20 protein-coding genes are annotated in these 25276 nt (G+C 70.9%); 12 read left to right on the plus strand and 8 right to left on the minus strand.

All coding sequences use genetic code 11. From position 1 onward, the window contains the following. Positions 1–88 precede the first annotated feature (88 nt). Positions 89–2734, plus strand: a complete 2646-nt coding sequence (locus ACTWQA_RS23990; RefSeq protein ID WP_443161361.1) for a bifunctional glycosyltransferase/CDP-glycerol:glycerophosphate glycerophosphotransferase — start codon at positions 89–91, stop codon at positions 2732–2734. Further along, positions 2731–3753 carry a glycosyltransferase gene (locus tag ACTWQA_RS23995; protein ID WP_443161362.1) on the plus strand — a complete coding sequence of 341 codons (1023 nt, stop codon included), beginning with the start codon at positions 2731–2733 and terminating at the stop codon, positions 3751–3753. Before ACTWQA_RS23990 ends, ACTWQA_RS23995 begins: the two co-directional genes overlap by 4 nt. On the opposite strand, the gene ACTWQA_RS24000 is transcribed toward ACTWQA_RS23995, so the two are convergent. From ACTWQA_RS24000 to ACTWQA_RS24010, 3 genes are read right to left on the minus strand one after another with little or no spacing between them, the layout of a single operon-like run. Beyond that, on the minus strand, positions 3750–4781 hold the full coding sequence (locus ACTWQA_RS24000) for a sulfotransferase family protein (RefSeq protein WP_443161363.1): 1032 nt from the start codon (positions 4779–4781) through the stop codon (positions 3750–3752). The two genes, ACTWQA_RS23995 and ACTWQA_RS24000, sit on opposite strands and share 4 nt — an antisense overlap. A 22-nt stretch (positions 4782–4803) precedes the next feature. Beyond that, a complete protein-coding gene (locus ACTWQA_RS24005; RefSeq protein ID WP_443161364.1) occupies positions 4804–5670 on the minus strand; it encodes a CDP-alcohol phosphatidyltransferase family protein in 867 nt (288 codons plus the stop codon). Positions 5671–5718: 48 nt separating this feature from the next. Beyond that, on the minus strand, positions 5719–7161 hold the full coding sequence (locus ACTWQA_RS24010) for a glycosyltransferase family 2 protein (RefSeq protein WP_443161365.1): 1443 nt from the start codon (positions 7159–7161) through the stop codon (positions 5719–5721). Between the two features lie 147 nt (positions 7162–7308). On the opposite strand from ACTWQA_RS24010, the gene ACTWQA_RS24015 reads away from it, so the two are divergent. Next, a complete protein-coding gene (locus ACTWQA_RS24015) occupies positions 7309–7800 on the plus strand; it encodes a GNAT family N-acetyltransferase (protein ID WP_443161366.1) in 492 nt (163 codons plus the stop codon). Next, positions 7797–8840, plus strand: coding sequence for a pseudaminic acid synthase (pseI, locus tag ACTWQA_RS24020; protein WP_443161367.1), 1044 nt, complete (start codon positions 7797–7799; stop codon positions 8838–8840). The genes ACTWQA_RS24015 and pseI overlap by 4 nt, the downstream gene beginning before the upstream one ends. Here the strand turns inward: pseI and ACTWQA_RS24025 are convergent. Together ACTWQA_RS24025 and ACTWQA_RS24030 are read right to left on the minus strand one after the other, a co-directional pair. After that, positions 8837–9805, minus strand: coding sequence for a PseG/SpsG family protein (locus tag ACTWQA_RS24025; RefSeq protein ID WP_443161368.1), 969 nt, complete (start codon positions 9803–9805; stop codon positions 8837–8839). The two genes, pseI and ACTWQA_RS24025, sit on opposite strands and share 4 nt — an antisense overlap. Then, positions 9802–10536 carry a cytidylyltransferase domain-containing protein gene (locus ACTWQA_RS24030; RefSeq protein WP_443161369.1) on the minus strand — a complete coding sequence of 245 codons (735 nt, stop codon included), beginning with the start codon at positions 10534–10536 and terminating at the stop codon, positions 9802–9804. Before ACTWQA_RS24030 ends, ACTWQA_RS24025 begins: the two co-directional genes overlap by 4 nt. 103 nt (positions 10537–10639) lie before the next feature. Between ACTWQA_RS24030 and pseB the strand changes: the two genes are divergently transcribed. Both pseB and ACTWQA_RS24040 read left to right on the plus strand, forming a co-directional pair. Beyond that, complete coding sequence (pseB, locus tag ACTWQA_RS24035; protein ID WP_305920086.1) at positions 10640–11617, plus strand: UDP-N-acetylglucosamine 4,6-dehydratase (inverting); 978 nt, start codon at positions 10640–10642, stop codon at positions 11615–11617. Continuing rightward, the gene (locus tag ACTWQA_RS24040; RefSeq protein WP_443161370.1) at positions 11617–12741 is read left to right on the plus strand and encodes an aminotransferase class I/II-fold pyridoxal phosphate-dependent enzyme; all 1125 of its coding nucleotides are present in this window, start codon (positions 11617–11619) and stop codon (positions 12739–12741) included. The genes pseB and ACTWQA_RS24040 overlap by 1 nt, the downstream gene beginning before the upstream one ends. Here the strand turns inward: ACTWQA_RS24040 and ACTWQA_RS24045 are convergent. The 3 genes from ACTWQA_RS24045 to ACTWQA_RS24055 all read right to left on the minus strand — a co-directional run bounded on the left by ACTWQA_RS24045 (position 12738) and on the right by ACTWQA_RS24055 (position 17100). Next, complete coding sequence (locus tag ACTWQA_RS24045; protein WP_443161371.1) at positions 12738–14624, minus strand: glycosyltransferase family 2 protein; 1887 nt, start codon at positions 14622–14624, stop codon at positions 12738–12740. The genes ACTWQA_RS24040 and ACTWQA_RS24045 overlap by 4 nt on opposite strands. A 1444-nt stretch (positions 14625–16068) precedes the next feature. Further along, complete coding sequence (locus tag ACTWQA_RS24050; protein WP_443161444.1) at positions 16069–16254, minus strand: pentapeptide repeat-containing protein; 186 nt, start codon at positions 16252–16254, stop codon at positions 16069–16071. A 105-nt stretch (positions 16255–16359) separates the two neighbouring features. Then, positions 16360–17100, minus strand: coding sequence for a hypothetical protein (locus tag ACTWQA_RS24055; RefSeq protein WP_443161372.1), 741 nt, complete (start codon positions 17098–17100; stop codon positions 16360–16362). Between the two features lie 346 nt (positions 17101–17446). Between ACTWQA_RS24055 and ACTWQA_RS24060 the strand changes: the two genes are divergently transcribed. From ACTWQA_RS24060 to ACTWQA_RS24085, 6 genes are all read left to right on the plus strand, one after another. Beyond that, positions 17447–17695, plus strand: coding sequence for an acyl carrier protein (locus tag ACTWQA_RS24060; protein WP_305920081.1), 249 nt, complete (start codon positions 17447–17449; stop codon positions 17693–17695). 73 nt (positions 17696–17768) lie between these two features. Further along, the gene (locus ACTWQA_RS24065) at positions 17769–18521 is read left to right on the plus strand and encodes an SDR family NAD(P)-dependent oxidoreductase (protein ID WP_443161373.1); all 753 of its coding nucleotides are present in this window, start codon (positions 17769–17771) and stop codon (positions 18519–18521) included. Next, a complete protein-coding gene (locus ACTWQA_RS24070; RefSeq protein WP_443161374.1) occupies positions 18518–19876 on the plus strand; it encodes an AMP-binding protein in 1359 nt (452 codons plus the stop codon). The genes ACTWQA_RS24065 and ACTWQA_RS24070 overlap by 4 nt, the downstream gene beginning before the upstream one ends. Positions 19877–20509: 633 nt before the next feature. Continuing rightward, complete coding sequence (locus tag ACTWQA_RS24075) at positions 20510–21538, plus strand: LuxE/PaaK family acyltransferase (protein ID WP_443161375.1); 1029 nt, start codon at positions 20510–20512, stop codon at positions 21536–21538. A 197-nt stretch (positions 21539–21735) separates the two neighbouring features. Continuing rightward, positions 21736–22905, plus strand: coding sequence for an acyl-CoA reductase (locus tag ACTWQA_RS24080; protein WP_443161376.1), 1170 nt, complete (start codon positions 21736–21738; stop codon positions 22903–22905). 66 nt (positions 22906–22971) lie between these two features. Beyond that, positions 22972–25173: a hypothetical protein gene (locus tag ACTWQA_RS24085; RefSeq protein ID WP_443161377.1), complete on the plus strand. Its 2202-nt coding sequence runs from the start codon at positions 22972–22974 to the stop codon at positions 25171–25173. Positions 25174–25276 lie beyond the last annotated feature (103 nt).

Consider the following 25276-nt stretch of genomic DNA (forward strand, 5'->3'; position numbering starts at 1 on the left):
GGCAAAAGTCCATCAAGTCCGGACACTTCGCCCTCCCCGAGGGAAGTGCCATCCCCGCAGGCAGTTGGACCAGCGGGGGGACTTGGGGATGCCGGACTGCACCGTTGTCGTGATCACGTATAACGACGCGGCCCGCCTGCCCAGGGCCGTGCGCTCCGTGCTCGGCCAGTCGCTGCGCGACCTCGAAGTGATCATCGCCGACGACGCCAGCACGGACGGCACGCCGGAGGTGGCGGCCCGGCTCACCGCGCTGGATCCGCGGGTGCGTTATCTGCGCAGGGGCGTCAACAGCGGGGGCTGCGGGGCGCCACGCAACGACGGGATCGACGCCGCGGCCGCGCCGTACGTCATGTTCCTGGACAGCGACGACGAGCTGCCCAGGCACGCGTGCAAGAGCCTGCTCACCGAGATCGAGCGGACCGGGGCGGATTTCGTGTCGGGGCAGATCTCGCGGTTGTTCGAGGCGAGCGGGCGGCTGCAGCCGTACTACCCGTCGTTGTTCGCCCGCCGGCGCGTGGTCGAGGGCATCCGCGAGGAGCCCGAGCTGTTCCTGGACAGCTTCAGCACGAACAAGCTCTATGACGTGGGCCGGCTGCGCGAGCGGATGCTGCGCTTCCCCGAGGACATCCACTTCGAGGACCACGTCTTCGCCACCGAGTTGTACGCGGTGTCGCGGAGGTTCGCGGTCGTGCCGTGGGTGGTCTACCACTGGCACCGCTCGCCGGCGAACTCCTCGATCTCCTTGAGCGTCGACGACATGGAGAACGTGCGGCAGCGGGTCATCGCGGCCCGGCTCAGCGACGACCTCCTGCGCACGTACGGGGCCGAGGACCTGGTGCCGCACCGGCAGCGCCGGTTCGTGCGGCAGGACCTGCGGGTCTACCTCAATCCGCTGCCGGCGCGGGATCTGGTGTGGGTCAAGGAGTTCGCCTCGATCGTCCGGCCGTACCTGGAGGAGATCCCGGCCGACGTGGTGAGCGAGGCCGAGCCGCTCGAACGGGTCTGCTGCCGGCTCATTCTCGACGACCGGATCGAGGACCTGCGGGTCGCGGCGGGATCGCTGACCGGGCCGCGGGCCGCGCCACGGGCGGCCGTGCAGCTCAACGGGCGTACGTACTGGGGCACCTCGGTCTCACCCGGGCTGGACATCACCGCGCTGCGGCTGGCCGAGCTGCCCTTCTCGGCCTCCCGGCTGCGGCACGAGGCGTCGGAGATCACCTGCGAGGGCGAGCGGGTGCGGATGACCGTGCGGACCTACGACCCGTTCGGCGCGCTGCCGGTGGACTGGACGGCGTTCCTGCAGCTCGGCAGGGAGAGGATTCCCATCGAGCCGGAGCCGTCCGGCGAGGGGGGATATCTCAGCGAGGTCGTCTTCACGCCGTCCGGCAGGTGCGATCCGCGCATCGGCTTCACCAGGATCTCCGACGGGCACACCACGACCGACCGGATCATCGCCGACCCGCACACCCCGCCGATCGAGCTGCCGCGGTGCCGGGTGCTGGTCGAGGGTTATGCCGCGTACCTGTGCGTGCGGCCCGATCCCACCGCGCGGTCGGTGTGGCAGCGGGTCAAGCAGGTCGTGCTGAGGCGGTTCAACACGCCGCGCACCAAGCTGCGTGCCTACAAGGTGCTGATCAAGGTGCTGCCGCGGCGGCGGGACCTCGCATTGTTCGAGGCCGACGTCGGCAAGAGCTGCAGCGGCAGCCCGCGGGCCGTCTACGAGGAGCTGCGGCGGCGGAACCTGCCGATCGAGGTGGTGTGGTCGGTGGCCGGGAACCGCCGGAACTTCCCTCCTGGCGTGCGGCTCGTGCGGCGCGGCAGCTGGCGCTATCTCTGGACGATGGCGCGGGCCGGGATCTGGGTGGACAGCCACGGGTTCCCGCTGGACTACCCGAAGCCGCGCGGCACCCGCTACCTGCAGACGTGGCACGGCCAGGGGATCAAGTCGATCGGGTTCGACGCGCCGGATCTGCGCGCCGACTTCGACAAGCCGCGAGACCAGTGGCGGGCGGCGGTGGCACGGTGGGACGCGCTGGTGTCGCCGAGCGCGGAGTTCTCCCGGATCTTTGTGCCGTCCAACGGGTATACGGGCAGGGTCTACCGGTACGGGACGCCGCGCTGCGACGCGCTGGTCAGGGGCGTGGCCGTCGGGGACGTCCGGGGGCGGCTGGAGATCCCGCGTGGGCGACAAATCCTGCTTTATGCGCCTACTTACCGGGATTGGGCGAAGGGAAGCGGTAAATCCGTACGGGTCGATCTGGAGCTGCTGGCTGAGGAACTGGCCGACGACTGGGTGCTGGTGCTGCGTACCCATCCGGTCGAGCACTACAGCCCGCCCGAGCACCTCAAGCACTTCGTACGGTCCGCCGGGTCCTATCCCGAGATCAACGATCTGATGCTGGCCTCGGACGCCCTGCTGACGGACTACTCGTCCGTGATGTGCGACTACGCGATCACCGGCAAGCCCATGGTGTTCTTCATCGACGACTGGGACGACTACCGGCTGTCGGAGCGCGGCGTCTACCACGACCTGCCCGCCATCGCGCCCGGCCCGTGCGTCACGACGACCGAGGAGCTGGTGAGCGTGCTCAGGCGGCTGCCCGGCCTGCACGCGTCCTACGCCGAGCGGTACACGGCCTTCCGCCACCTGTGGTGCGCCGACGAGCGCGGGGACGCCGCCGCGCGGATCGTGGACGACTTCTTCGGGTCCGGCCTCCTGGAGAAGGTCAGGTGAGCGTGGTCTTCGCCTGCGTGGACGCCGACACCCTCGGCGGCATCCAGCAGGTCACGCACACGCTCGCCCAAGGGCTGGCCGAGCGCGGCCATGAGGTGCACGTGATCGGCCTGCAGCGGTCCCTGGCGCCGTTCACGTACGTTGACCGGCCGCTCTACCACCGCCACGTGGTGGAGGCCGGCCGGAAGGCACGCAAGCTGCTCGCCGCGATCGGACCGGGATATGCGATCATGACCTCGCCGTCGGTGGTGATCAAGCTGTGGGAGCTGCTGCCCGCCGGGCTCCGGCCGATCGGCCAATACCACGGCTCGTACGACCACGCCCGCGGCTGCTGGCACCTCGGCTCGATCAGGAAGCACTACCCCAAGCTCGACCAGGCGGTCTTCCTGAGCGAGGACGATACATGGCGCTTCTCCGAGGACGCGCTGCTGCCCAACGCCTGGACGTTGCCGAACCCGCTGGCCGCCTGGCCGGAGCGCACGTCCACGCTCAGCTCACCCCGGGTGCTGGGCGTGGGCCGGCTGGAAGGTGTCAAGCGGTTCGACCGGCTGATCAGCGCGTTCGCCCGCTCGGGGGCACCCCCGCCCTGGGAGTTGCACCTGATCGGCGACGGCGCCGAGCGGGAGCGGCTCCGCGCGTGCGCGGACAGGGAGGGCGTCGGCGACCGCGTGGTTTTCAGGGGCCTGGTGCCGGCCGCGCGCCTGCCCGCCGAATACCTGAACGCCGCGATCCTGGGCCTGACCAGCGAGCACGAGGGCCTGCCGATCGTGTTGCTGGAGTCGGGCGCGCACGGGGTGCCGTCGGTGGCGTTCGACGTGTCGGGCGGCGTGCGGTCCGCCGGGCCGGTGTTGGCGCCGCCGGGGGACGTGGACACGTTCGGGGCCGAACTGTCCAGGCTCATGAACTCGGTGGAGGAGCGGCGGCGCCTCGGTGCCGCCGCCCGCGCACGGGCCGAGTCCTTCCGCCTCGACCACGTGCTGGACCGCTGGGAGCGGCTGTTCGCCCACATCGAGCGCTAAACGGTCAGCTCCGACCGCTGCTGCGGGACCCCCGCGAGCGAGCGCTGGCGCGAGGTGAGCAGGGCAGGCACCGGGCTCGGCTCGCGCAGCCGGTTGAAGCGGTCGCGCATGTGCTTGCGCATGCGGCTGGCCTTGCGCTTCTGCATCGTCTTCTGGCAGGTCGCGATGTGCTCCCTGGCCGGCTTGGGCACGCCGGTCAGCTCGTAGCCCATGGACTCCAGGCGGTCGCCGAGCATGTGCTCGCACAGCGCGATCTCCCAGTCGTCCAGCCGGTTGGCCCAGCTGCCCACCCGGGTGCGGATGACCTCGCCGTGCGTGTTGCTGTGCCAGACCTTGTGCTGCGGCACCGCCACGCTGGCCGCCTCACGTGGGGAGACCATCGATGGGGAGAAGTCCTCCTCCAGGAAGTGGCAGAGCTTTTTCAGCTCGGTCGCCGGATCGTCGGTGAGGTCCTCGTACCGCAGTTCGTAGTACGTGTCCTCGGACAGGGTGCGCCGCAGCCGGCCGCCCGCGTCGATGGCCTCGGCCCAGGTGGAGATGGCGTGGTAGGAGTCCAGCGTGTACCAGGGCATCTCCTTCAGCGAGGACACGCAGTCGCGGCCGTCCCTGATCAGGTGGATGAACTGGGCGTCGGGGAACAGCCTCAGCAGCATGTCCACCTGCTTGACGTAGCTGGGCCGCTTGTCGCCCCAGCGGCTCTTGTCGAAGCGGTCGGCGTACATGCGGAAGGCCGTGCCGATCACCGATCCGAGCGTGCCCGGACCGGCCACCGCCTGCCTGACGAACTCGTCCTTGTCGATCTTGAGCTCGCGGAACTTCGTGCTGCGGTCGGTCGCGATCCACTGCGCCAGGGCGCGGCGGCGATGGGCCACCCGCAGGTCGCCCCACTTGCGCCGGCGGTAATACGCGGGAACGAGGAAGCGGGTCTCCGGCGGCACCGCCATGCGCGGGTGCGAGTGCAGCATGAGCTGGAGCATCGTGGTGCCGGAGCGCGGACATCCGATGACGAAGACTGGTCGGTCGGACATTTCGTACTAACCCCCCGAAAACTTAGACGAGAACGCGCTCTCGGCTCTCCTGAGAGGAGGCCACGGCGTACCTGCGTGTGAAGAGCCACATCCGGTAGACAAGGACGACCTCGTTGACGAGCAGCAGGACCCCTGCCGTCGCGGCGACCGGGATCAGCGCCCACGCCCCCGCGAGGGGCGCGAGCACGAACACCGCGGCGTGGAACTCGATGCCGCTGATCAGGTGCGAGCGGACCCGGCGCCGGGCCAGGGACCTGTTGAGCCGCCGGTAAAAGCTGCGTGGCCGTGGCGCCCGCTGCGGCGCCATCTGCTCCAGCGGCTCGCGGGCCAGCGGCAGCTGGTCCAGCAGCGCGGGGTCCACGGGGTCCAGCGGGCCGGGATCCTCATCGACCTCCGGCAACTGCCGCTCTTCCCTGACGGCCTCGCGCACGCGCTTCATCTGCGGCGCGTTGACGTACCTGAAAAGGTCCAGCACGGCCACTCCCGCGCCGAGAAGCACGTAGCGCACATCCCCGGTCAAGGTGTACTGCCCGTACGCCAGCCCGCCGGCACACAGGACCACCCTGACCCGGTCCCCCACGTAGTCGAGCCAGAGGCCGAAGGGCGTCCCCGTGCCCTTGAGCCTGGCTATCTTGCCGTCCACGCAGTCGATCATGAAGCTGAGATAGAAGACCAGGGCGCCGGCGACGAGCTGATTCATCGCGAGGCAGGCGGCCGACACCATGCCGAGGACCAGCGAAAACACGGTGAGCGCGTTCGGCGTCAGCCGCGTGCGGTTGGCGACCGGAAGAGCGACCCGGCAGGCGACCGGGTCCACGAAATACACGGTCCACCAGGAGTCTCTCCGCTTGCGTGTCCCGTAGACGTCATCGAGCGAATAGGTCCTCATGGAGACCAGCATGAACACGACACGCACTCTTGCGATTACTGTCTGGAACTACTGGGGCATGTCCATGCCGCTTCTTGACCAACCCGGCACTCCCGATGCCGTGAACCGCCACGACGCGTGCGCCTCGACGTCCCTGAACCAGCCCTTCAGCACCAGCCCGCGGGTCTCGGTCCGCGCCTGCAGCCGCCAGCTCGGGCCACCGCCGGCCAGCCGCTCCGGGTCGATGGTCGTGACGATCCCGTGCCGTCCGGCGCGCCGCACCTCCAGCGGGACCTTGCGGCGGCCGTCGCTGAGCCACAGGTCGATCTGGCCGACCCGGCGGTCGACGCGGTGGATCGAGACGTGCCCGCGTACCCGGTATTCCGTGCCCGTCCACTCGCAGCTCTCGACCCTGGCGTGCAGTTTCAGCTCGTCGCGGGCGTCGAACACGGCGTCGGGGATCTTGAGCCGGCGGTTGCGGAAGAACGGGTAGTCGCCGTACCAGCCGGTGTTGCGCCAGCCACGCGGCACGATGCGGGCGGCGTCCTCGCGGGCGCGGCGGAACTCGCGGATCTTCCGCAGCTCGGCCACCAGGCCGCGCCCGAGCAGGTGCAGCTCAAGGCGGCGCAGCGACGGCGCGGTGTTCAGGGCGTTCTGGCCCAGCGAGGCCACCCAGGAGCGGGCCAGCTCGAGCAGCGGCTCCGGCTCCTCGCTGACCTCCAGCGCCTGGAACAGGAAGAGGATGTCCTTCTCCAGCACCAGCGCGTCGAAGCCGTCGAGCAACTCAGGCGCCCGCTCGTCGAGGAACGCCCGGACCGAGCGGATGGCGGCCAGCCGCTCGTGCAGGTTGGGCAGCTCGTTCCGGCACTGCGTGATGGACGACTCCCGCCTGCGCCAGTGATAGACCACGTCGCCCAGCATGTCCACACGGGTGGCCAGCACGTGCGCCCGCATGGCGACCGGCACATCCTCGTAGATGCCGGCGGCGAACCGCAGCCCGGCGCGCTCCCAGAAGTCGCGGCGGTAGACCTTGTTCCAGATCGTGCGGTCTCTGATGAGCACCGGCTTGTCGGTGATGTGGGTGCACAGCTGCGGCCGCCTGAACACCTTCTCGTGCAGGATCGACTCCTCCAGCACGCCGTCGACGAGCCGCCCCACCGCGCCGCACGCCAGGTCGGAGCCGGTCTCGGCCAGCTTGGCGACGAGCCGCTCGTACGCGTGCGGCGGCACGACGTCATCGGCGTCGGCGAAGGCCAGGTACGCGCCCGTGGCCCGCTCGATCCCCGCGTTGCGGGCCGGCCCCGGCCCCATGTTGTGTTGCTCTATCAGGACGAAGCGGCGGTCCTTGGCGACGAAGTCCTCGGCGATCCGCCGGCTGCCGTCGCTGGAGCCGTCGTCGACCATGACGACCTCGAAGTCCTCCAGCGTCTGGACGGCCAGCGACTTCAGGCATTCGGTGAGGTACGACTCCACGTTGTGGTACGGAACGACGATGCTGAGATGGGGGATCATGCCGAATTTGCTCCTCGGATCTCAGGATGGGATCGAGGGCAGCATGCCTTGGAATCCGCACCCGAGACCTGAGCCTGATGAGCTCTTTACCCGACGCGCCATCCGCTACGTTGGGCAAGGGATGTGTCACGCTTAGTTGGGAGCGCGATGCTGAGAGGCGTCCGGGACGACGATCTGCCGGTCATGCGGCGCTGGCGCAACCACCCGCAGGTGCGGGCCGCCAGCTTCACCACACACGAGATCGGGGCGGACGAGCACGCCCGCTGGTGGGCGGCCACCCGCGCCGATCCGGCCACACACGTGCTGATCTACGACCACGAGGGGACCGCCGCGGGCGTGGTGACCTACGCCGACCTGTCGGCGGCGAGCGCCTGCTGGGGCTTCTACCTGGACTTCGACGGGCTCGAACGGTCGGGGAGGCTGCTGCGGGCGTGGATCGGCCTGGAGCGGGCGGCCATCGACCACGCCTTCGGGCCGCTCGGGCTGACGACGTTGCGCGGCTCCGTGCTGGCCGACAACGAGCCGGTCAGGCTGCTGCACCGGCGGTTCGGGTTCGTCGAGGTCGGGTTCTACCGGCGGGACGTGGACGGGGTGGCGCGTGAGGTCGTGGCCATCGAGCTGAGGAAGGAACACACATGATCTCCATTGCGGGGCGGGCGATCGGTCCTGGTCATCCGCCGTTCGTCGTGGCCGAGCTGTCCGGCAACCACAACGGGAGCCTGGAGCGGGCGCTGGCCATCGTGGACGCGGTGGCCGCGGCCGGGGCGCACGCGCTGAAGCTGCAGACGTACCGGCCGGACACGCTCACCATCGACGCCGACGGGCCGGCGTTCCGCGTGGGCGACGGGCACGAGTTGTGGGGCGGAGAGACGCTTTACCGGCTCTTCGAGCGGGCCCACACGCCGTGGGAGTGGCACGAGCCGATCTTCGAGCGCGCGCGCTCGCACGGGCTCATCGTGTTCTCCTCACCCTTCGATCCGACGGCCGTCGAGTTCCTGGAGAAGCTCGACGTGCCGGCGTACAAGATCGCTTCATCGGAGATCGTGGATCTGCCGCTGATCCGGCTGGCGGCCGGGACCGGCAAGCCGCTGATCATCTCCACCGGGATGGCATCGACCGGGGAGATTCACGCCGCCGTGGCCGCCGCCAGGGAAGCCGGGTGCACACAGCTCGCCGTGCTGGCGTGCACGGCCTCCTACCCGGCCTCGCCCGCCGAGAGCAACCTACGGGCGCTGCCGCTGCTGGCGGCGCTCACCGGGGACGTGGTGGGCGTCTCCGACCACACGCCCGGCATCGGGGTCCCGCTGGCCGCCGTCGCGCTGGGGGCATGCCTGATCGAGAAGCACGTGACCGCGTCGCGGGCCGACGGCGGGGTGGACGCCGCCTTCTCGCTGGAGCCCGGCGAGCTGGCGACGCTGGTGACGGAGAGCAAGCGGGCCTGGGAGGCGCTGGGGAGCGCCGTGATCGGGCCGCGGGCCTCCGAACGCGAAGGGCTGCGGTTCCGGCGATCGTTGTACGTGGTCCGCGAGGTGCGGGCCGGGGAGACGGTCAGCGCGGAGAACGTACGGTCGATCCGGCCGGCCGGTGGGCTGCCTCCCGACGCGGCGCGGGACGTGATGGGGCGGCGCTTCGCCCGGGACGTCCCGAAGGGCACGCCGCTGACCTGGGACCTGATCTAGAGCAGTTCGAGCAGGGCGTCGGCGACGCGTTCCCGGCCCTTGCCGTCCACCAGGCCACTGCCCCGCCGGCCGTGCTCCTCGCGGGCGGCGGGCTCGGCGAGCAGGCGGGCCAGCGTGCCGACGGCCTGCGGTCCGGGCGTGTTGCCGAGCCCGGCCGCGACGCCCCTGCCCACCAGCTCCTCATAGCCGATCAGCTGGTTGCCGGCCACCCAGGTCAGCGCCGTGGGCACGCCGATATGGAGCAGCTCCCAGACGGCCGAGCCCGCCGCGGTGACCACGAGGTCGGCCTCGGCCATGAGCGCGGGCAGCCGGTTCGTCGGCGGGATGACGGTGATCGCGTCACCCGCGGCGAACGGCGCCGGGCTGACCACCGTGCCCTCGAACGGCACGCCGGTCGCCAGGAGCGCCCGTGTCCACGCCGGGACCACGCCCGCGCTGTCGGTGCCGCCGAAGAAGCACAACACCCGCGGCACCGCCATGCCCCGCCGCGGCGCCCGCTCGCATCGCCGCACGCTGTCGCGCAGCAACACGTAACGCGCCCCGGCCAGCCGACGGCCGGCGCGGAAGGGCCGGCGCTCGGCGCCGAGGTTCTGGTCGAGGTAGAGGTCGGCCGCCTGGCCCAGCGGATCGCCGTCGACGATCGCGAACACCGCCAGACCCGCATCCCTGAGCGCCGCCCCCGTGCCCTCCGGCAGGTCGTAGGAGTCGAGCACCACGGCGTCCAGCCGGAGCTCACGGGCCAGCCGCGCCAACCGGACCGGGTCTTCCTGCGCGGCGACCAGCGGAAGCCCACGCTCACGCAGCTGCGCCCGCGCCCACTCGGACCCGTCCACCGCACCGACGAAGACGACGTGCGCCCCCCGCGCGCACAGCTCCTCGGCCAACGCCACGCAACGCACCAGATGGCCGGCTCCGCGCCCGACCCCGGCGTCGCAGCGGAAGCCGACCCGCAAGCCGCCCGTCACGCGTCCTGGAGCGCTTTCTGCTGGACGTGGGCGTTGAGCTCACGCACCTCCGGCCGGTCGCGCAGCCAGCTCACCAGCGTCCCGACCGGCACGCATCCGTCGCCCAGCTCGTCCACCACCCGGGAGATGAGCCGCCAGTCGTCCTCGGTGTCGAGCGTGACCCGCAGATCGTCGGCGACGGGCTGGTAGGTGAGCCCGAGCAGCCGCGTGTCGCCTGGATGCTCGTAGACGTAGGAGGTCACGTGCACGCGGTGGTAGGCGGCCGCCTCCCGGTCGGCCCGCTCCAGCGCCTCCCGGCCGACGATCTCCACGTCGAGCCCGCGCGGCAGCGTACGCGCCAGGCTCGTGCTCAGGTAGCCGAGCCCGGGCACGGCCCGGTAGACGAGCGCCGCCTCCTTGATCACCTGAGGGTCGAGCAGCGGGCAGTCCGCCGTGAAGCGCATCACGGCCTCTGCCTCCCGCTCCTCCAGCGCCTGCATGAACCGCGTGAGCACATCGTCCACCGGTCCCCGATGCCAGTCCACGCCGAGGCGGCAGCACTCGGCGACCACCACGTCGTCGACATCCTCGGTCGTGGTGGCGACCACGAGGTCGTCCACGGCGTGCGACTCGCGTACGGCGCGAACCACCCACCCCAGCACCGAACGCCCGCCGCCCCCTAGCTGCCGCAGCACCTTACCCGGCAACCGCGTAGAGCCCATACGAGCCTGAATGATCCCGACAATACGCACAGCAGCCCCATTTCCCCGTGTGACAGTGCGTCATTGATCGATCGCGCTATGCTACCGCCGAGCATGACGACAACAGTGCGTAAGCGCGAATTTCGGGGGGCACGTGAGCATTCTCAGCGGATCATCAATTTTGATCACCGGCGGGACGGGGTCCTTCGGCAAGGCCTTCATCCGCCACGCTCTCGACACGCTCGGGGTGCGCCGCCTGGTGGTCTTCTCCCGCGACGAGCTCAAACAATACGAGAGCAGGCAGCTCTTCAACGACGACGAGCGGCTGCGCTGGTTCATCGGGGACGTGAGGGACCGCGACCGGCTGACCCGCGCCATGCACGGCGTCGACCACGTCGTGCACGCGGCGGCGCTCAAGCAGGTGGACACGGCCGAATACAACCCGTTCGAATACGTCCGCACCAACGTCGCCGGATCACAGAACGTGGTGGAGGCCGCCATCGACTGCGGCGTGCGCAAGGTGGTCGCGCTCTCCACCGACAAGGCGTCCAGCCCGATCAACCTCTACGGGGCCACGAAGCTCGTCGCCGACAAGCTGTTCGTGTCGGCCAATCACTACGCCGCCGCGCACGTGACCCGCTTCGCCGTGGTCCGCTACGGCAACGTCGTGGGCAGCAGGGGCTCGGTGGTGCCGCTGTTCCTGCGCCTGGCTGAGCGGGGCGCCAGCCTGCCGATCACCGACAAGCGCATGACCAGATTCTGGATCACGCTCGACCAGGCGGTCAGGTTCGTGGTCGACTCGTTCGACCTGATGCGGGGCGGCGAGCTCTACGTGCCGCGCATCCCCAGCATGCGCATCACCGACCTGGCCGAGGCGCTGGCGCCGGACAGCCCGATCTACGAGATCGGCATCCGTCCCGGGGAGAAGCTGCACGAGGAGATGATCGGCCCGGACGACGGCCGCAGGGCGTTGCGGCTCGCCGACCGCTTCGTCGTCCAGCCCACGATCGCGACGTGGGGCTACAAGCCACCGCAGACCGGCGAGATGCTGCCGGAGGGCTTCGCCTACCGCTCCGACACCAACGACGAGTGGTTGTCGGTGGACGACCTGCGCACTCTGGTGGCCGGCTGATGCTCCCCTACGGGCGGCAGTCGATCGCGGAGTCCGACGTCGAGGCCGTAGCCGAGGTGCTGCGCGGCGACTGGCTGACCACCGGGCCCGCGGTGGCCGCGTTCGAGGCGGAGCTGGCCCGCTGGACGGGCGGCGTGCCATGCGTGTCGGTCACCTCGGGCACGGCCGCGCTGCACGTCGCGTACGCGGCGGCGGAAGTGCGCCCGGGCGACGAAGTGATCACGTCGCCGCTCACGTTCGTGGCCACGGCCGCCACGGCGGCGCTGCTCGGCGCGCGGGTGGTCTTCGCCGACGTGCAGCCCGACACCGGCAATCTCGACCCGGACGCCGTGGCCGCGCTGGCCGGCTCCCGGACCCGGGCGATCACGGCGGTGGACTACGCCGGCCACCCCGCCGACTACGACGAGCTGCGGGCGGTCGCACAACGGGTGGGCGCGTCGCTGGTGGGGGACGCGGCGCACTCGATCGGGGCGGCCTACAAGGACCGGCCCGTGGGGTCGCTGGCGGACCTGACGACGTTCTCGTTCTACCCCACCAAGACCGTGACGACCGCAGAAGGCGGCGCCGTGGCGGCGGCCGACCCGGAGCAGCATGCGCGGGCGGCCCGCTTCAAGAACCACGGCCTGGTCAGAGACCCCGCCGAGCAGCGCGAGCCGGACGTGGGCGGCTGGCACCAGGAGGTGCACGCGTTCGGGCTCAACTACCGGCTGCCCGATGTGTTGTGCGCGCTCGGCATCAGCCAGCTGCGGCGGCTGGCCCGCTTCCGCGAGCGGCGGCGCGAGCTGGTCGCCCGCTACAACCTGCTGCTGCGCGACGTGCCGGGGCTGCGGCTGCCCGCGCAGCGGGCCTACGTGTCCCCGAGCTGGCACCTCTATCCCGTACGCGTCCGCGACGGTCGGCGGCGCGAAGTCTACGAGCGCATGCGGGCGGCCGGCATCGGCGTCCAGGTCAACTACATCCCCGCCTACTGGCATCCGGTCTTCGCCGACCTCGGCTACCGGCGCGGCCTCTGCCCGCGTGCGGAGGCTTACTACGCCGAGGAGTTGTCGCTGCCGCTGTTTCCCGATCTCACCGACGCCCAGCAGGACCGGGTCGTGGAGACACTGGCGAAGATCCTGACCTAGCGTTCGGCGAGGAGCAGGCAGCCGTCCTCGCCCCGGTCCACCAGAAACCGCCGCTCCGCGATGGTCGCGACGGGACGCTGGCGGGTGCGCACCAGCGGGCGCAGCGCCTTGCCCTGGTCGATGACGACCTCCCAGCACGACTCGTCGCCGACCCGCTCGTCGACGTCCGCCAGCGGCACCCGGGCGTGGAAGTCCCGGCCCGACAGCGCCACCGGGAAGTACATCTCCTCACCGTCGCTCCTGCGTCTCAACCGCAGCACCGGCTCCCCGTCGCCGACGTCGGACATCTCCCCCGAGAACACCAGGTCGCCGCCGTTCACCCGGCACTCCGCGATGATCGCCTCCGCCGTACGCAGCCGCAGGCCCCAGGAGCCCTTGACGCTGCGTACCGGCACCAGCCACACCCCTGACCTGCGGCGCGGCGCCGGGATCTCGGGTGGCAGCCAGCGCGGCCCGCCCACCCTGCCGTCGAGCCGCAGCCCTTGGCCCTTGAGGTCGAGCCGCAGGTCCCAGAGGCCGCGTCTGGCGAGCTGAGCCGCGGTCAGCGCGGCCGGGTCGAGGGCGAACCTGAACGGGAACACGTGCTGGGGCAGCGTGTCGCCGTCCTCGTCCGTCAAGTGCTCCCAGACCGGCGCGGAGTCCTGCTCGCCCAGCTGCACGGTCTCGCCGGTCCTGCGTTCCTCCAGCCAGACGCGTACGCGTGCCTGGCCCAGCGCGCCGACGTCGAAACGGCCGACGCCCGCCCAGCCCGCGCCGGCGAGCCGGCCGTCCCGCCAGTCGAGCTCCACGAGCCTGGCGGACAGGTCCAGCTCGGCCGACACCTCGGACAACTGTCCCGGCATCCATGGGTGGCGGCCGTACCAGCGCCTGCGCACGAACCCGGCCGGGCGCACCCGGGGCCGCAACCGGCCGTCGCGGACCTGGGCGTGCACGTCGGCGAGCTCGGCCAGGCGGCGCTCGTGCAGGAGGTGGATCTGAAGCCGGTGCGCGAACGGCACGCTCTGCCACGCCTCGCGCGACACACCGTCGAGATAGCGGACGATCAGGTCGATCAACGCGGGGTCCGCCGAGTCGCCCATGGCGGCCACGGCCTCCACCGCGACACTCATATCGATCTCCATCGTGTCGCGGTCGAAGTCCGGCTTGAGCCGCGGCGCGCGGCGGGCCACCAGGTCGGCGGTCTCCAGCACCGACAGGAGGCGGTCGCGCAGGTTGCCCGGCTCCAGTCGGCGCTGGGTGATCGAGGAGCCTGGCTCGTCGCGCTGCCGCCAGTGGTAGACGACCTTGGCCAGCACGTCCACCGAGCGCGCGCCGACGTGGGCGGCGATGGCGACGGGCTGGTCCTCGTACATGCGCTCGGGGAAGCTCAGGCCGAGCTCCTCCCAGAAGGAGCGGCGGTAGATCTTGTTCCAGAGCATGCGGTCGCGGATCAGCAGCCGGTGGCGGGTGATGTGGGTGCCCTTGACGGGCTTGGCGAAGGCCTCCTTGTGCGCCCACGAGCGGACCAGCAGGTTCCTGTAGAGCCGCATGACGTTTCCGCAGGCCAGGTCGGAGCCCGAGGACTCGAGCGAGGACACCAGGCGGCCGAACGCGCCCGGGGGCACCGTGTCGTCGCCGTCCACGAAGGCCAGGTAGCGGCCGGTCGCCTGGCGCAGGCCGACGTTGCGGGCCCGTCCCACACCCTGGTTGTCCTGGCTGATGAGACGGATGCGGCGGTCGCCGGCCTGCCGGTCCCTGACGACGGCCGGGCCGCCGTCGTCACTGCCGTCGTCCACGCAGATCACCTCCAGATCCTTCAGGCTCTGGGCGGCGATGGAGTCCAGGCAGGGTCCGATGTACTTCTCGACGTTGTAGAACGGGACGATGACCGACAGAACCGGCACCTGTACTCCTCCTCGTCAGCCGGACAACAAGCGGAACACTTTGCGGGCGACCCTGAGCGGGCGGGCCAGGCGGCGCGAGAGCCGGTAGCCGAGCGTTCTGCGGTAGGCGGTGGCCTTGCGATGTGTCCTGCGCAGCTTGGCCCTGGCCCTGACCAGCTCACGCTCCCGGTAGGACAACTTGGTCTCCAGGCGCGCGACGCGCGCCAGGGCGGCGGTGAGCTGGTCGGTCAGGCGGTCGCGGGCGCCGACCAGGTCCCGGTACGTCGGCGCCTGCTCCGCCAGCTCGACGGGCTGCCCCAGCTCGGCGTCGAGCTTGCGGGCCCGGTCGAGGTCGCCTGGATCGCAGGGGCGGGCGGCCATGCCGCACAGGGTCAGCGTGAGCTGGTCCGCCTCCAGCGGCCATGGCCACGGGTGATGGTGGCCGGCCGCCAGCAGCCTGACCGCGAACCGCCGCAGGATCCGGCACAGCACGACGCGCGGCTCGGGGGGCGTGGACGGGAGCGCCGCCATGGGGCCGATGGCGGCGAACCGCTCGCCGTCGTACACCAGGCTGTCGGTGCCGGCGGCCGCGTCGCCGCCCTGCTCCAGCCAGGTGGCCAGGTTTTGCAGCAGCTCGCGGACGGTCTTCACGTCCTCGCGGGCGCATGCTTCGACGAGGATCTCTTCGACGACCCGGCCTGTGGGGACGGGGTGCTCCGCGCCGTCGGGGAGGTGTTTGAGTCCGGCGCGGGTGAGCTCGTACAGGGCCGGCCCTTCCTCGATGAGGCCGAGCGGCAGCTCTCCCGCATCGTCGGCGCCGATCGGGCTCTCGGTGATCAGCGGAGGGCGGGTGGCCACGGCGAGCCACAGCGGGGCAAGCTCCTCCCCCAGGCGATGCCGGAACACCAGGCGGGTCAGGCGCAGCGGGTCGGCCACCAGCATGCCGTCACCGCCCCAGGAGCTCAGCGGGAACGTGAGCGCATCCGGCAGCTCGGCGGTCAGGGCCTCGCGAGCGAGCAGGGCACGAGGCGCCTGCCTGCCCGGATACGCGGCGTAGCACCGCTGCACCGTCAGCCCCGCCGACTCCAGCCCGGCGTCCAGAGCGCCGGGTCCACTGGGGTAGCTGGGGTCGAAGCCGTGCGGGGCCCACTGGTCGTCGGCGCCGTCCCGATCGGCGGGCCGGGCCTCGACGAGCCGATCCACGCCGAGGTCGTTGCGTACGCCGAGCACCAGGCGCCCGCCCGGCGTGACGAGTGCGGCCAGCGCGTCGAGCGACTCGATCCAGGCCGCGGCCGGCGCCTCGGCGGAGTGCGTGCGCAGCAGCCCGTCCAGGGCCAGCACCAGGTCGTACGGCTCGTCTGCCGCGAACACCTCCAGCCGTCCGCAGAAGACCGCCAGCCCCGGATGGCGTTCGCCGAGCGCGCAGGCGTCGGGGTAGGACCGCAGGAGCACGGCCGCCGAAGGGCTATGCGCTGCGGGGGCATGCCCCGCGGAGGCATGCCCCGCGGAGACGTGCGCCGCAGAGACGTGCGCCGCAGAGGCATGTGCCGCCACCTCGTCCACGACCAGCTGCGGATGCGGTCCGACCAGCAGGACCCGGCCGCTCGGCGGGAGCATCCGCCTGATCAGCTCCAGTGCCGCGCCCCGCCAGTCTGTCGCACCACCCATGTTGGACATGTCAGACCAAAGCAGCATCTCGCCACCGATCAAATGCACGTTCTCGGGCGCCTCGCCACTCATACACGTGTTCATGGCCTCACTCCGTCCGGCGGCTCGGTCGCCCGGATACCGCCGCCTTCCCCCGCGCTGGTCGCTTCGTTCCCGCCTCTGCTCCAGGCGGCGTCGCTCCCTCGCCCACCCGCTTCCATCCGAACATTCGCCGTAGCTCCTCCGGTGTCGCCTGATACTCGAATCCCAGCTCGCGCCGCGCCACCTCGGCCGCCAGCTCCGGATCGACGCGTGTGCCGTGCAGCTCGGGCCAGAGCCGCATGCGGCGCGCCGTGCCGCCGTACTCGGGACGTTCGTCCTCGAACTGCATCGGGTCCCCGTACACGGCCACCTCGCACCCCACTGAGGCGCCGTAGAACAGCGCGCTGCCGAGCCGGTTGGAGGCCACCCTGCGGTGGCGCCGCAACTGGACCAGCTGCTTGCGCAGGAAGTCCCGCCCCTTGCCCTCCCAGCGGGATCCGCGCTCGCCATGGCAGATGACTCGAAATCCCCTCGATTCGTACGCCCGCCGAATGTCCGGATTTGCGAATTCCAACCAATAAAGGCAGACCGTGACCGGACCGGTCTCGACATTTCGGATTTCGTCGGCCAGGCGGGCGTGGTCGCCAGTGACGGAATACTTCTCCCAACCATGAAAGGGATACCAGATCGTACCCTGACGCTCCGGCGTCACGCCCAGCTCAGGCTCCAGATAAAGGAGGTAAATCCAGGGGGCGCCGATGAGGTAGTGCCCCCTCCTGCCCATCGACCAGCCGCGGCGGCGCAGCACGTCGGACCAGATGAAGCGGGGGTATCCGGGGCTGCACCAGTGGTCGTTCGGGGGAAATCCATGGAGATAGTTCCATCCGTGCTGAAGGAAACCTTGGATGCGTTTTGGCACCTCGTCGGGCAGGCCGCAGTATCTGGCGAGTATGCGGGAGTGCCCGTACCAATGATTGGATTCGTCCATCATTTCCCCCTGTAGTGGTTCGCGCGCCCCAGCCCGACATTCCCAGTGACCAACGTGCCCCACTCGCCGTTATACGGTTCCATTACTCGAGACGGGGGCTTGGTTTCTCCGGACCCGAAAGTGCCGCTACACTACGTCGTGGCTTGAGGACAGAGAGTGAGTGATCATGAGTCATCTCGATCGCCTGCGGGCCGTCTTCCGCAGGGCGCTCAACCTTCCCGCCGACGCCGATGTCGACGGCCTCCAATACCGGGCTGTCCCACAGTGGGACTCGCTGGCCCACATGGCGTTGATCGCCGCGATGGAGGACGAGTTCTCCATCATGATCGACACCGATGAGATGATCGACATGAGCTCGTTCGCGAAGGCGGCCGAGCTGCTGGAGAAGCATGGCATCGGCGCCGCCGCCGTCTGAGCCCGGCGCAGCCGTGCCGCCTGCGCCCCGTGCCGCCATCTCGTCAGAGCCCACTACCACCACGCCGCCACCGTTGTCGTCGCCGTCGTCCGAGCCACGTGTCGCGCTCGTCACGGGATCGACGGCGGGCATTGGGCGGGCGATCGCGATGTGGCTGGCCGCGACCGGATACGCCGTCGAGGTGCACGGCCGCGACGAGGAGCGTGCGTCCAAGGCTGCCGCCGAGGTGGCGGCGCAGACCGGCGGGCCGGCCCACCCGGTCCACGGCGACGTGGCGGACCCTTCGCTCGTCTCGGCCATGATGCGGCAGATCTACCAGCGTCACGGGCGGCTCGACGCCCTCGTGATCAACGCCGGCATCCACGCCGCGGGCCCACTCGGCATGATCCGCCACGACACGATCAACCGGCTGTTCGAGGTCAACGCCATGGGCGCGACACACACCCTGCAGGCCTCGCTCAGGCTACTGCGCCGGGGGGCCTTTCCCGCCGTGGTGCTGGTCTCCTCGGTCATGGGCCGCGCGGGCGGCCGGGGACAGGCGGTCTACTCCGCGACCAAGGGGGCGGTCATCGGCCTCACCCTGGCCGCGGCCAAGGAGCTGGGCCCGGCCGGGATCAGGGTCAATGCCGTGGCTCCCGGCTACATCCGGACGGACATGCTCGCCACGCTCGACGGCGACGCCCGGGAGGCGACGATCGCGGCGACCCCGCTCGGCAGACTCGGCGCACCCGACGATGTCGCCGGTGCCGTCGCGTTCCTGCTCTCGCCCGCCGCGGGTTTCATCACCGGGCAGGTCATCGGGGTGGACGGCGGGCTGACGCCATGACGTTCGCCAAGCCATCGCCACGCCCGCAGGCCGGGCTTCGGGGTGCGGTCTTCCCGCACTCGGAGGCGCGGCTCGTGGTGGCCGGGGAAGCGGCGGGCCTGGGCGGCTATGCGCTGGGCAACCACATCACACGCACGGCGGAGGCTCTTTCCCGGCTGCGGCCGGGGCCGCTGTTCTGCGGGATGCGCAACAACCTCGCCTCCGTGCTGCGTTACCTCGCCGCCTGGCGTTCCGGCCGGCCGATCGCGCTGCTGGATCCGGACCTCCCTGCCGGGATCCTGGCCGATCTGGTGGGCCGGTTCCGGCCGGCCGCGCTGGTCGGGTTCACGCATGCGGCCGACGGCTCCCCGCCGGCGCGGCGCGAGGTGCCTGATCCGCATCCCGACCTCGCCATCCTCCTCGCCACCTCGGGCTCCACCGGCAACCCCAAGCTCGTGCGCCTGTCCCGCCAGGCCGTCCTGGCCAACGCCCAAGCCATCGCCACCGCGCTGTCCATCACGCCTGGCGAGATCGCGCCCACGAGCCTGCCGCTGCATTACAGCTACGGCCTGTCCGTGCTCAACAGCCATCTGGCGGCGGGCGCGACCGTGATGCTGACCGAGGCGGGGCTGCTGGAGCGGTCGTTCTGGACGCATCTGGACGCGCACCGGTGCACGTCACTGGCCGCCGTCCCCTACCAGTACGAGATGTTGCGCCGACTCCGATACGACCGGTCGGAGCATCCGACGATCGCCACGCTCACCCAGGCCGGCGGGCGGCTCAGCCCTGAGCTCATCGCGGAGTTCTCGGAGAAGGCGGACCGGTTCTTCGTCATGTACGGCCAGACGGAGGCCACCGCCCGCATCGCGATCCTGCCCCCGGACCGGCTCGCCGACAAGCCGGGCTCGGTTGGGGTGGCCGTCCCGGGAGGGCGACTGGACGTCGAGGACGGCGAGGTCGTCTATCACGGTCCCAACGTCATGATGGGATACGCGGAGACGGCGGCGGACCTGGCCCTAGGGGACGATCTGGGCGGTGTGCTGCGCACCGGCGATCTGGGGCGGCTGGACTCCGAGGGTTTCCTCTCCATCACGGGACGGCTCAAGCGCATCGCCAAGATCTTCGGCGTACGGGTGAACCTGGACGACGTCGAGCGCCTCCTGCGGGACTCCGGGCCGGTGGCGGCCACCAGCGGGGACGACCGGGTGACGGTGTGGGCCGAAGGGCTGGACGCGGCCGGGTGCGTGGGACTTGCGCGGCGGCTGGGGGCCGAGCTGCGGGTGCACTGGAGCGGGTTCGACGTACGCGGCATCGACCATCTTCCCCTGCTGGCCACCGGCAAGATCGACTACCGTGCCCTGGAAGCCCGCTCATGACGGCCTCGTCGTTCCTCCTGGTGCGCGGCGCACCGCACCTCCTTGGTGTTCTGCGCGTCCCGCGGTCAGGCGCCACGCCCCCCAGCGGACGGCCTAGCGACGCGTCGTGGAGGGCACGACGGCGGCGCTCTGCACGCCACCTGGCAAGGCGATCGGCGCGACTGTCGGCCAAGCCCATGCACAAGGCGGTCCGCTTCCCGGGGTGGGTCCACTTCCCGGGGGCGACGCGATCCCGGGGGGAACGCCCGATCCCGGGCACAACGCGATCGCGGGGGCACGCGATCCGGTGGGGCTACGCGGTCCCGTGGGGCGACACGATCCCGGGGCGACGTGCGATCCCGGGGGCGACACGATCCCGGGGGGCGACACGATCCAGGAGGCAACGCGATCCCGAGGGCCACGCGATCCCGGGGGCGACACGATCCCGGGGCGACGTGCGATCCCGAGGGGCGACACGATCCCGAGGGGCAACACGATCCCGGGGGCGACACGATCCCGAGGGGCGACGCGGCCCCGGGGGTGGTCCGCGATCCCGGAGGGGGCAATCCGCGATCCCCGAGGCGGCGTCTGCGGGGATAGGGCCGGGTGGGTGGGTCGCGTGTTGGTGTGTGGTCAATGGCGTGGGGGGCGTTGGTGAGCGTTTTCACGATGGATGAGGCCGAGCGGGAGGCAGTGCTGGTGCCCGAGCTGGCCGCCCTGACCGAGCAGCACAGGGCGGCCTGCCGGCCCTACAGTCGGATTCTCGACGCGATCGGTGCGGTGCCTCCCTACCAGCGCCTGATGGACCTGCCGTGGTTGCCGGTGCGGCTGTTCAAGACGCACGAGTTGCGCAGCGTGCCGCAGGAGCAGGTGTTCAGGGTGCTGACCTCCAGCGGGACGACCGGGCAGCAGCCGAGCCGGGTCTATCTGGACCGGGAGGCGGCCGCGGCCCAGACGCGGATGCTGGCGGCCACGCTCAGGGTGGTGCTGGGTGAGCGGCGGCTACCAATGCTGGTCGTGGACACCCGTTCCGTGGTGCGCGATCCGACGTTGAGCGCTCGCGGGGCCGGAGTGCTCGGGATGATGAACTTCGGCAGGGATCACACGTTCGTGCTGGACGAGCAGGGGCGGGTGGACGCGGAGGCAGTCAAGGGGTTCCTTGAGCGGCATGGGAGCCGGCGGTTCCTGATCTTCGGGTTCACGTTCATGGTGTGGCTCTGGCTGCGGGACCTGGGGGCGGATCTGTCGCAGGGGGTGCTGATCCACTCCGGTGGGTGGAAGCGCCTCGCCGAGCAGGCGGTGGACAATGCCGAGTTCCGGCGGCGGCTGGCGGCGGAGTGTGGGCTGACCAGGGTGCACAACTTCTACGGGATGGTCGAGCAGATCGGGACGATCTTTCTGGAAGGGCCCCATGGGGATGGGCTTTACTGCCCCGATTTCGCCAATGTCGTGATTCGTGATCCGGAGACGTGGCAGGAGGCGCCGAACGGCGTGCCCGGGCTGATCGAGGTCGTCAGCACGCTGCCGACGTCGTATCCCGGTCATGTGCTGCTCACGGAGGATCTAGGAGTGGTGCGGGGCGTCGACGACGGGGCCTGGCCGGGGAAGCGGTTCGAGGTCCTCGGCAGGCTGCCGCGGGCAGAGGCCCGGGGCTGCAGCGACACGATGGGGCAGGCCGGCTGATGCGGGACACATCCGGGGCGGATACCGGCGCGACTCGGGCGGGTGGCGGCGCGTCCCCAGCGGGTGGCGGCACCTCACAGGCGGGTGGCGGCACCTCACAGGCGCGCGGGGGCACCTCACAGGCGCATGGCGGCACCCCACAGGCGCGTGGCGCTGCGGTGGTGCGGGTGCGGTTTCCGTGGGAGGAGCGCGTACCCGTGGAGGTGCTGCTCGGGCAGGTGCGGGGCCGACTCGAGGTCGGGGATCGGCGGGTTCGGGAGTTCCTGGCCGAATTCGGCAGGCGGCTGTTGCGGCCGGCCCTGGCCCGGCGGCACCCTGAGCTCGGGTCGCTCGGATTCTTCCTGCGGCCCAGCGAGCTGGCCCGCACGATCGAGGGGATGGCCGGCGAGCACGTACGCGTGCCACGCGGCCTGATCTTCCACATCCCGCCCGCGAACGTGGACACGGTCTTCGTCTACTCCTGGGCCCTGTCGGCCCTGATGGGCAACCGCAACGTCGTACGCCTTTCGCCGCGTTCCGGCGCGGTCGCCGAGGCGATCGTCGAGACGCTGCAGGAGGCGCTGCGCGAGGCCGACCCCGTCGTCGGCCAGACGCAGCGGATCATCTCCTACGAACGCGAAGCCGAGGCCGTCACCGCCGCGCTCTCCGCGGCCTGCGACCTGCGGGTGGTGTGGGGCGGCGACCGGACGGTGCAGGACGTGCGCCGATACCCGCTCCCCCCGCATGCCCGTGACCTGGTCTTCCCTGATCGTTCCTCGTTCGCCGTGATACGGGCGGCGGCGTGGTTGTGCGCGCCGCGAGCCGCGCGGGTGAGCGTGGCGGAGGGGTTCGTCAACGACACCTACTGGTTCGACCAGGCGGCCTGCTCGTCGCCGCGGACGGTGTTCTGGGTGGGCGCGGAGGTTGATTGCGACGCGGCGCGGGCCGACTTCATCGATCACGTGTCGCGGGTGATCACGGCACGCGGCTGGGGTGTCGATGCGGCAATGGCCGTGGAGAAGCGGGTCTCCACCTATGGGCTGGCCGCGGACGGAGTCGCGCAGAGCGTGGAGTTCCGCGGGAACGCGCTGGCCAACGTGACCCTGGCGGCTGCCGACCAGGCGCCGAGGCGGTGGCTGGGCGCGGGGACGTTCGCCCATGCCAGGCTCGGCTCGCCGGCCGAGCTGGCGGGACTGGTCGAGCGGCGGGATCAGACGATGACCCATTACGGGTTCGGGCGACCGGAGTTGGAGGAGCTGGCCAGGGCACTGGCGGGGCGCGGGGTCGACCGCATGGTGCCGGTCGGCAGCGCGCTCAGTTTCCATCGGGTGTGGGACGGGGTCGATCTGCCGGCCGAGTTCACCCGGCTGGTGACGGTGGTCCGATGACGACTGTTCGCACGGTGGCCCGATGACGATGGTTCGCGCGGTGCTGTGCCGGTGGTCCTCGGTTTCATGACGATCGCGCCGCTCAAGAGCATATATGCCGCTCCGGTGCGGTCCTCGGGCCGCCGGCTGAGCCCGGGGTGGTGGCCTGCGGGGATCGTGGCGGCCGGTGCGGTGGCCGTGTTCCTGTGGTGCGGGGTCTCGGCCCGCGATCTGGCGGCGTTCGCGGCGTACGTCGGGCTCGGGGTGGCGCTGCCGGGGACCCTGCTCTGGCGGGCACTGACAAGGGGCGGTCGGTCGACGGCCGAGGACGTCGCGGCCGGTCTTGCGCTCGGCTACGCGATGGAGGTCTTGGCCTACATCCCGGCGAGGGCCGCCGGGATGCCGCTGCTCGTGCTGGTCCCGCCCGTCGCCGTGCTCGGCACCTTCCTGATCGCGCCGGGGCTGCGGCGGCATTGGCGGGGCCGGGCCATCGCCGAGCGGATGCCCGGGTGGTGTGCATGGATGCTGGCAGGGGTGATCGGATACCTGATCACGTGGAGCACGTTGTCCCTGTACCGGGTGCCGATCGCGAGCGCGTACGTGGACATGCCCTACCACCTGGCCCTGGTCGGCGAGGTCAAGCACCATTTGCCGCCCACGCTGCCGTCCGTGCTGGGTGAGCGGCTCTGTTACCACTGGTTCGTCTATGCCGACATGGCCGCGACGAGCTGGGTCACCGGGATCGAGCCGGTGACGCTGGTGTACAAGTTGTCCACGCTGCCGATGATGGCGGCGATGGTCGTGCTGGTGGCGGTGCTGGGGCGGCGGCTCGGCGGGCGCTGGGGGGCCGGGGCGGCGGCGGTCGGAGTGACGTACTTCCTGCTCAGCCCGGTCCTGCAGGACGGCGTGTCCTTCACGGCGCGCTCGATGTTCACCGCCTGGGCGAGTCCCACGCAGACGTTCGGGGCGTTGTTGTTCGCGCCCGTGGTGGTGTTGCTGGTCGCCGGCTGGTCGCGGCGAGGGTGGGTGGCGCTGGTCGTGCTCCTGCTGGCGTTGACCGGGGCGAAGGCCACGTTTCTGCCGTTGCTGCTGGCGGGCTTGCTGGCCGTGGTCGCCGTGCGGTGGGTCGTGGAGCGGCGGCTGCCGCACAGGTGGGCGGCCGCGGCGGCACTCACGTTGGTGTGCCTGCTCATCGCTCACTTCGTGGTTTTCGGGCGGGGGTCTCATGGGATGGCGGTCTCGCCGTCCGCGACGATGCGGGTGGTGTGGGGGGCGGTGGCCGGCATCGAGATGCCCGCACTGGCCTCCGCGTCCCTGGGCCCGTTGGTGGTGCTCACCGTCGTGCACCTGTTCTGCCTCGGTTGTGTGTGGGGTGGGGTGGCAGGGCTCGGGCGGCGGGTGCTGGAGCCGCCGATGGTGTTGTTGCTCGGGATGGGCGTGGCCGGAATCGGCGCGGCCACGCTGCTGGGACATCCGTCGGAGTCGCAGCTCTATTTCCTGGAAGGCGTCCGGCCCTACCTGTCGATCGCGGCCGTGTGCGGGATGCTTGCCCTCCGAAGCGGAGGAGATCGCGACGAGAGAGCGAGGAGCGAAGCCGGCGCGACCATGAACAAGCCCTGGCGGGCCGTGGCGTGGACAGGGGCCGGGGCGGGCGCCGCCGTGATGGCAGCGCAGCTCGACGTGCCCGGGGATGCGCTGGAGCGGGTCGTGGTGCCGTACCTGCTGCTCGCGGTCGCGGCGGTGGTGGTGTGGCGGTGCGGGTCCGTGCTGGCGGTGGTGGCGCTGCTCGCCGGGTATTCGGTCCCGGCCTCCGTGCGCGACGTGGTCGCGCACGTCACGCCTGCGCCGGGGGAACGTGAGCGGCTGATCCCCGACGGCGCGCTGGAGGCCGGGCGGTGGTTGCGCGAGCACTCCTCACCCGCCGACGTGGTGGCCACCGACCTGCATTGCCGTCCCGTCGCGCCGCATCCGTGCGACAGCAGGCACTACTGGGTGTCGGGGTTCACCGAACGCCGGGTGCTCGTGGAGGGCTGGGGGTACGCCGAGAGCACGCAGTCGCGTACGGAGTTGTTCGTGACGTCGTACCTGTCGGTGCCGTTCGCAGACCCTGCCCGGCTGGCGGCGAACGACGCGGTGTTCGCGGCGCCGACGGCGGAGAACGTCCGGCGCCTCGCCCGAGAATACGGGGTCAAATGGCTCTTCACCGGGCGAAATCCGAACCTGTGGAAATTCGCCCGGCTGCGGTTCCGCAGCGCGTCCATCTCGGTTTACGAGCTCACAGAAAGGTAAAGTCACCCTCCGCTCAGCGGAATGATGAGGGGAAACCCCGCGCGGCCCGTTGGACATCCCAGCAACATTTCCCTGGACGTACGGCCACAGGCAAAGGATCAGG

Source organism: Nonomuraea sp. 10N515B, from assembly GCF_052245915.1.
Classification (GTDB): Bacteria; Actinomycetota; Actinomycetes; order Streptosporangiales; family Streptosporangiaceae; genus Nonomuraea.

What these genes read in the sequence shown, in the direction of transcription:
- ACTWQA_RS24070 (WP_443161374.1), top strand. Translation starts at nt 18,518, where the DNA reads ATGACGTTCGCCAAGCCATCGCCACGCCCGCAGGCCGGGCTTCGGGGT.
- ACTWQA_RS24000 (WP_443161363.1), bottom strand. Translation starts at nt 4,781, where the DNA reads ATGTCCGACCGACCAGTCTTCGTCATCGGATGTCCGCGCTCCGGCACC.
- ACTWQA_RS24085 (WP_443161377.1), top strand. Translation starts at nt 22,972, where the DNA reads ATGACGATCGCGCCGCTCAAGAGCATATATGCCGCTCCGGTGCGGTCC.
- ACTWQA_RS24015 (WP_443161366.1), top strand. Translation starts at nt 7,309, where the DNA reads ATGCTGAGAGGCGTCCGGGACGACGATCTGCCGGTCATGCGGCGCTGG.
- pseI (WP_443161367.1), top strand. Translation starts at nt 7,797, where the DNA reads ATGATCTCCATTGCGGGGCGGGCGATCGGTCCTGGTCATCCGCCGTTC.
- ACTWQA_RS23990 (WP_443161361.1), top strand. Translation starts at nt 89, where the DNA reads ATGCCGGACTGCACCGTTGTCGTGATCACGTATAACGACGCGGCCCGC.
- ACTWQA_RS24040 (WP_443161370.1), top strand. Translation starts at nt 11,617, where the DNA reads ATGCTCCCCTACGGGCGGCAGTCGATCGCGGAGTCCGACGTCGAGGCC.
- ACTWQA_RS24060 (WP_305920081.1), top strand. Translation starts at nt 17,447, where the DNA reads ATGAGTCATCTCGATCGCCTGCGGGCCGTCTTCCGCAGGGCGCTCAAC.
- ACTWQA_RS24010 (WP_443161365.1), bottom strand. Translation starts at nt 7,161, where the DNA reads ATGATCCCCCATCTCAGCATCGTCGTTCCGTACCACAACGTGGAGTCG.
- ACTWQA_RS24005 (WP_443161364.1), bottom strand. Translation starts at nt 5,670, where the DNA reads ATGAGGACCTATTCGCTCGATGACGTCTACGGGACACGCAAGCGGAGA.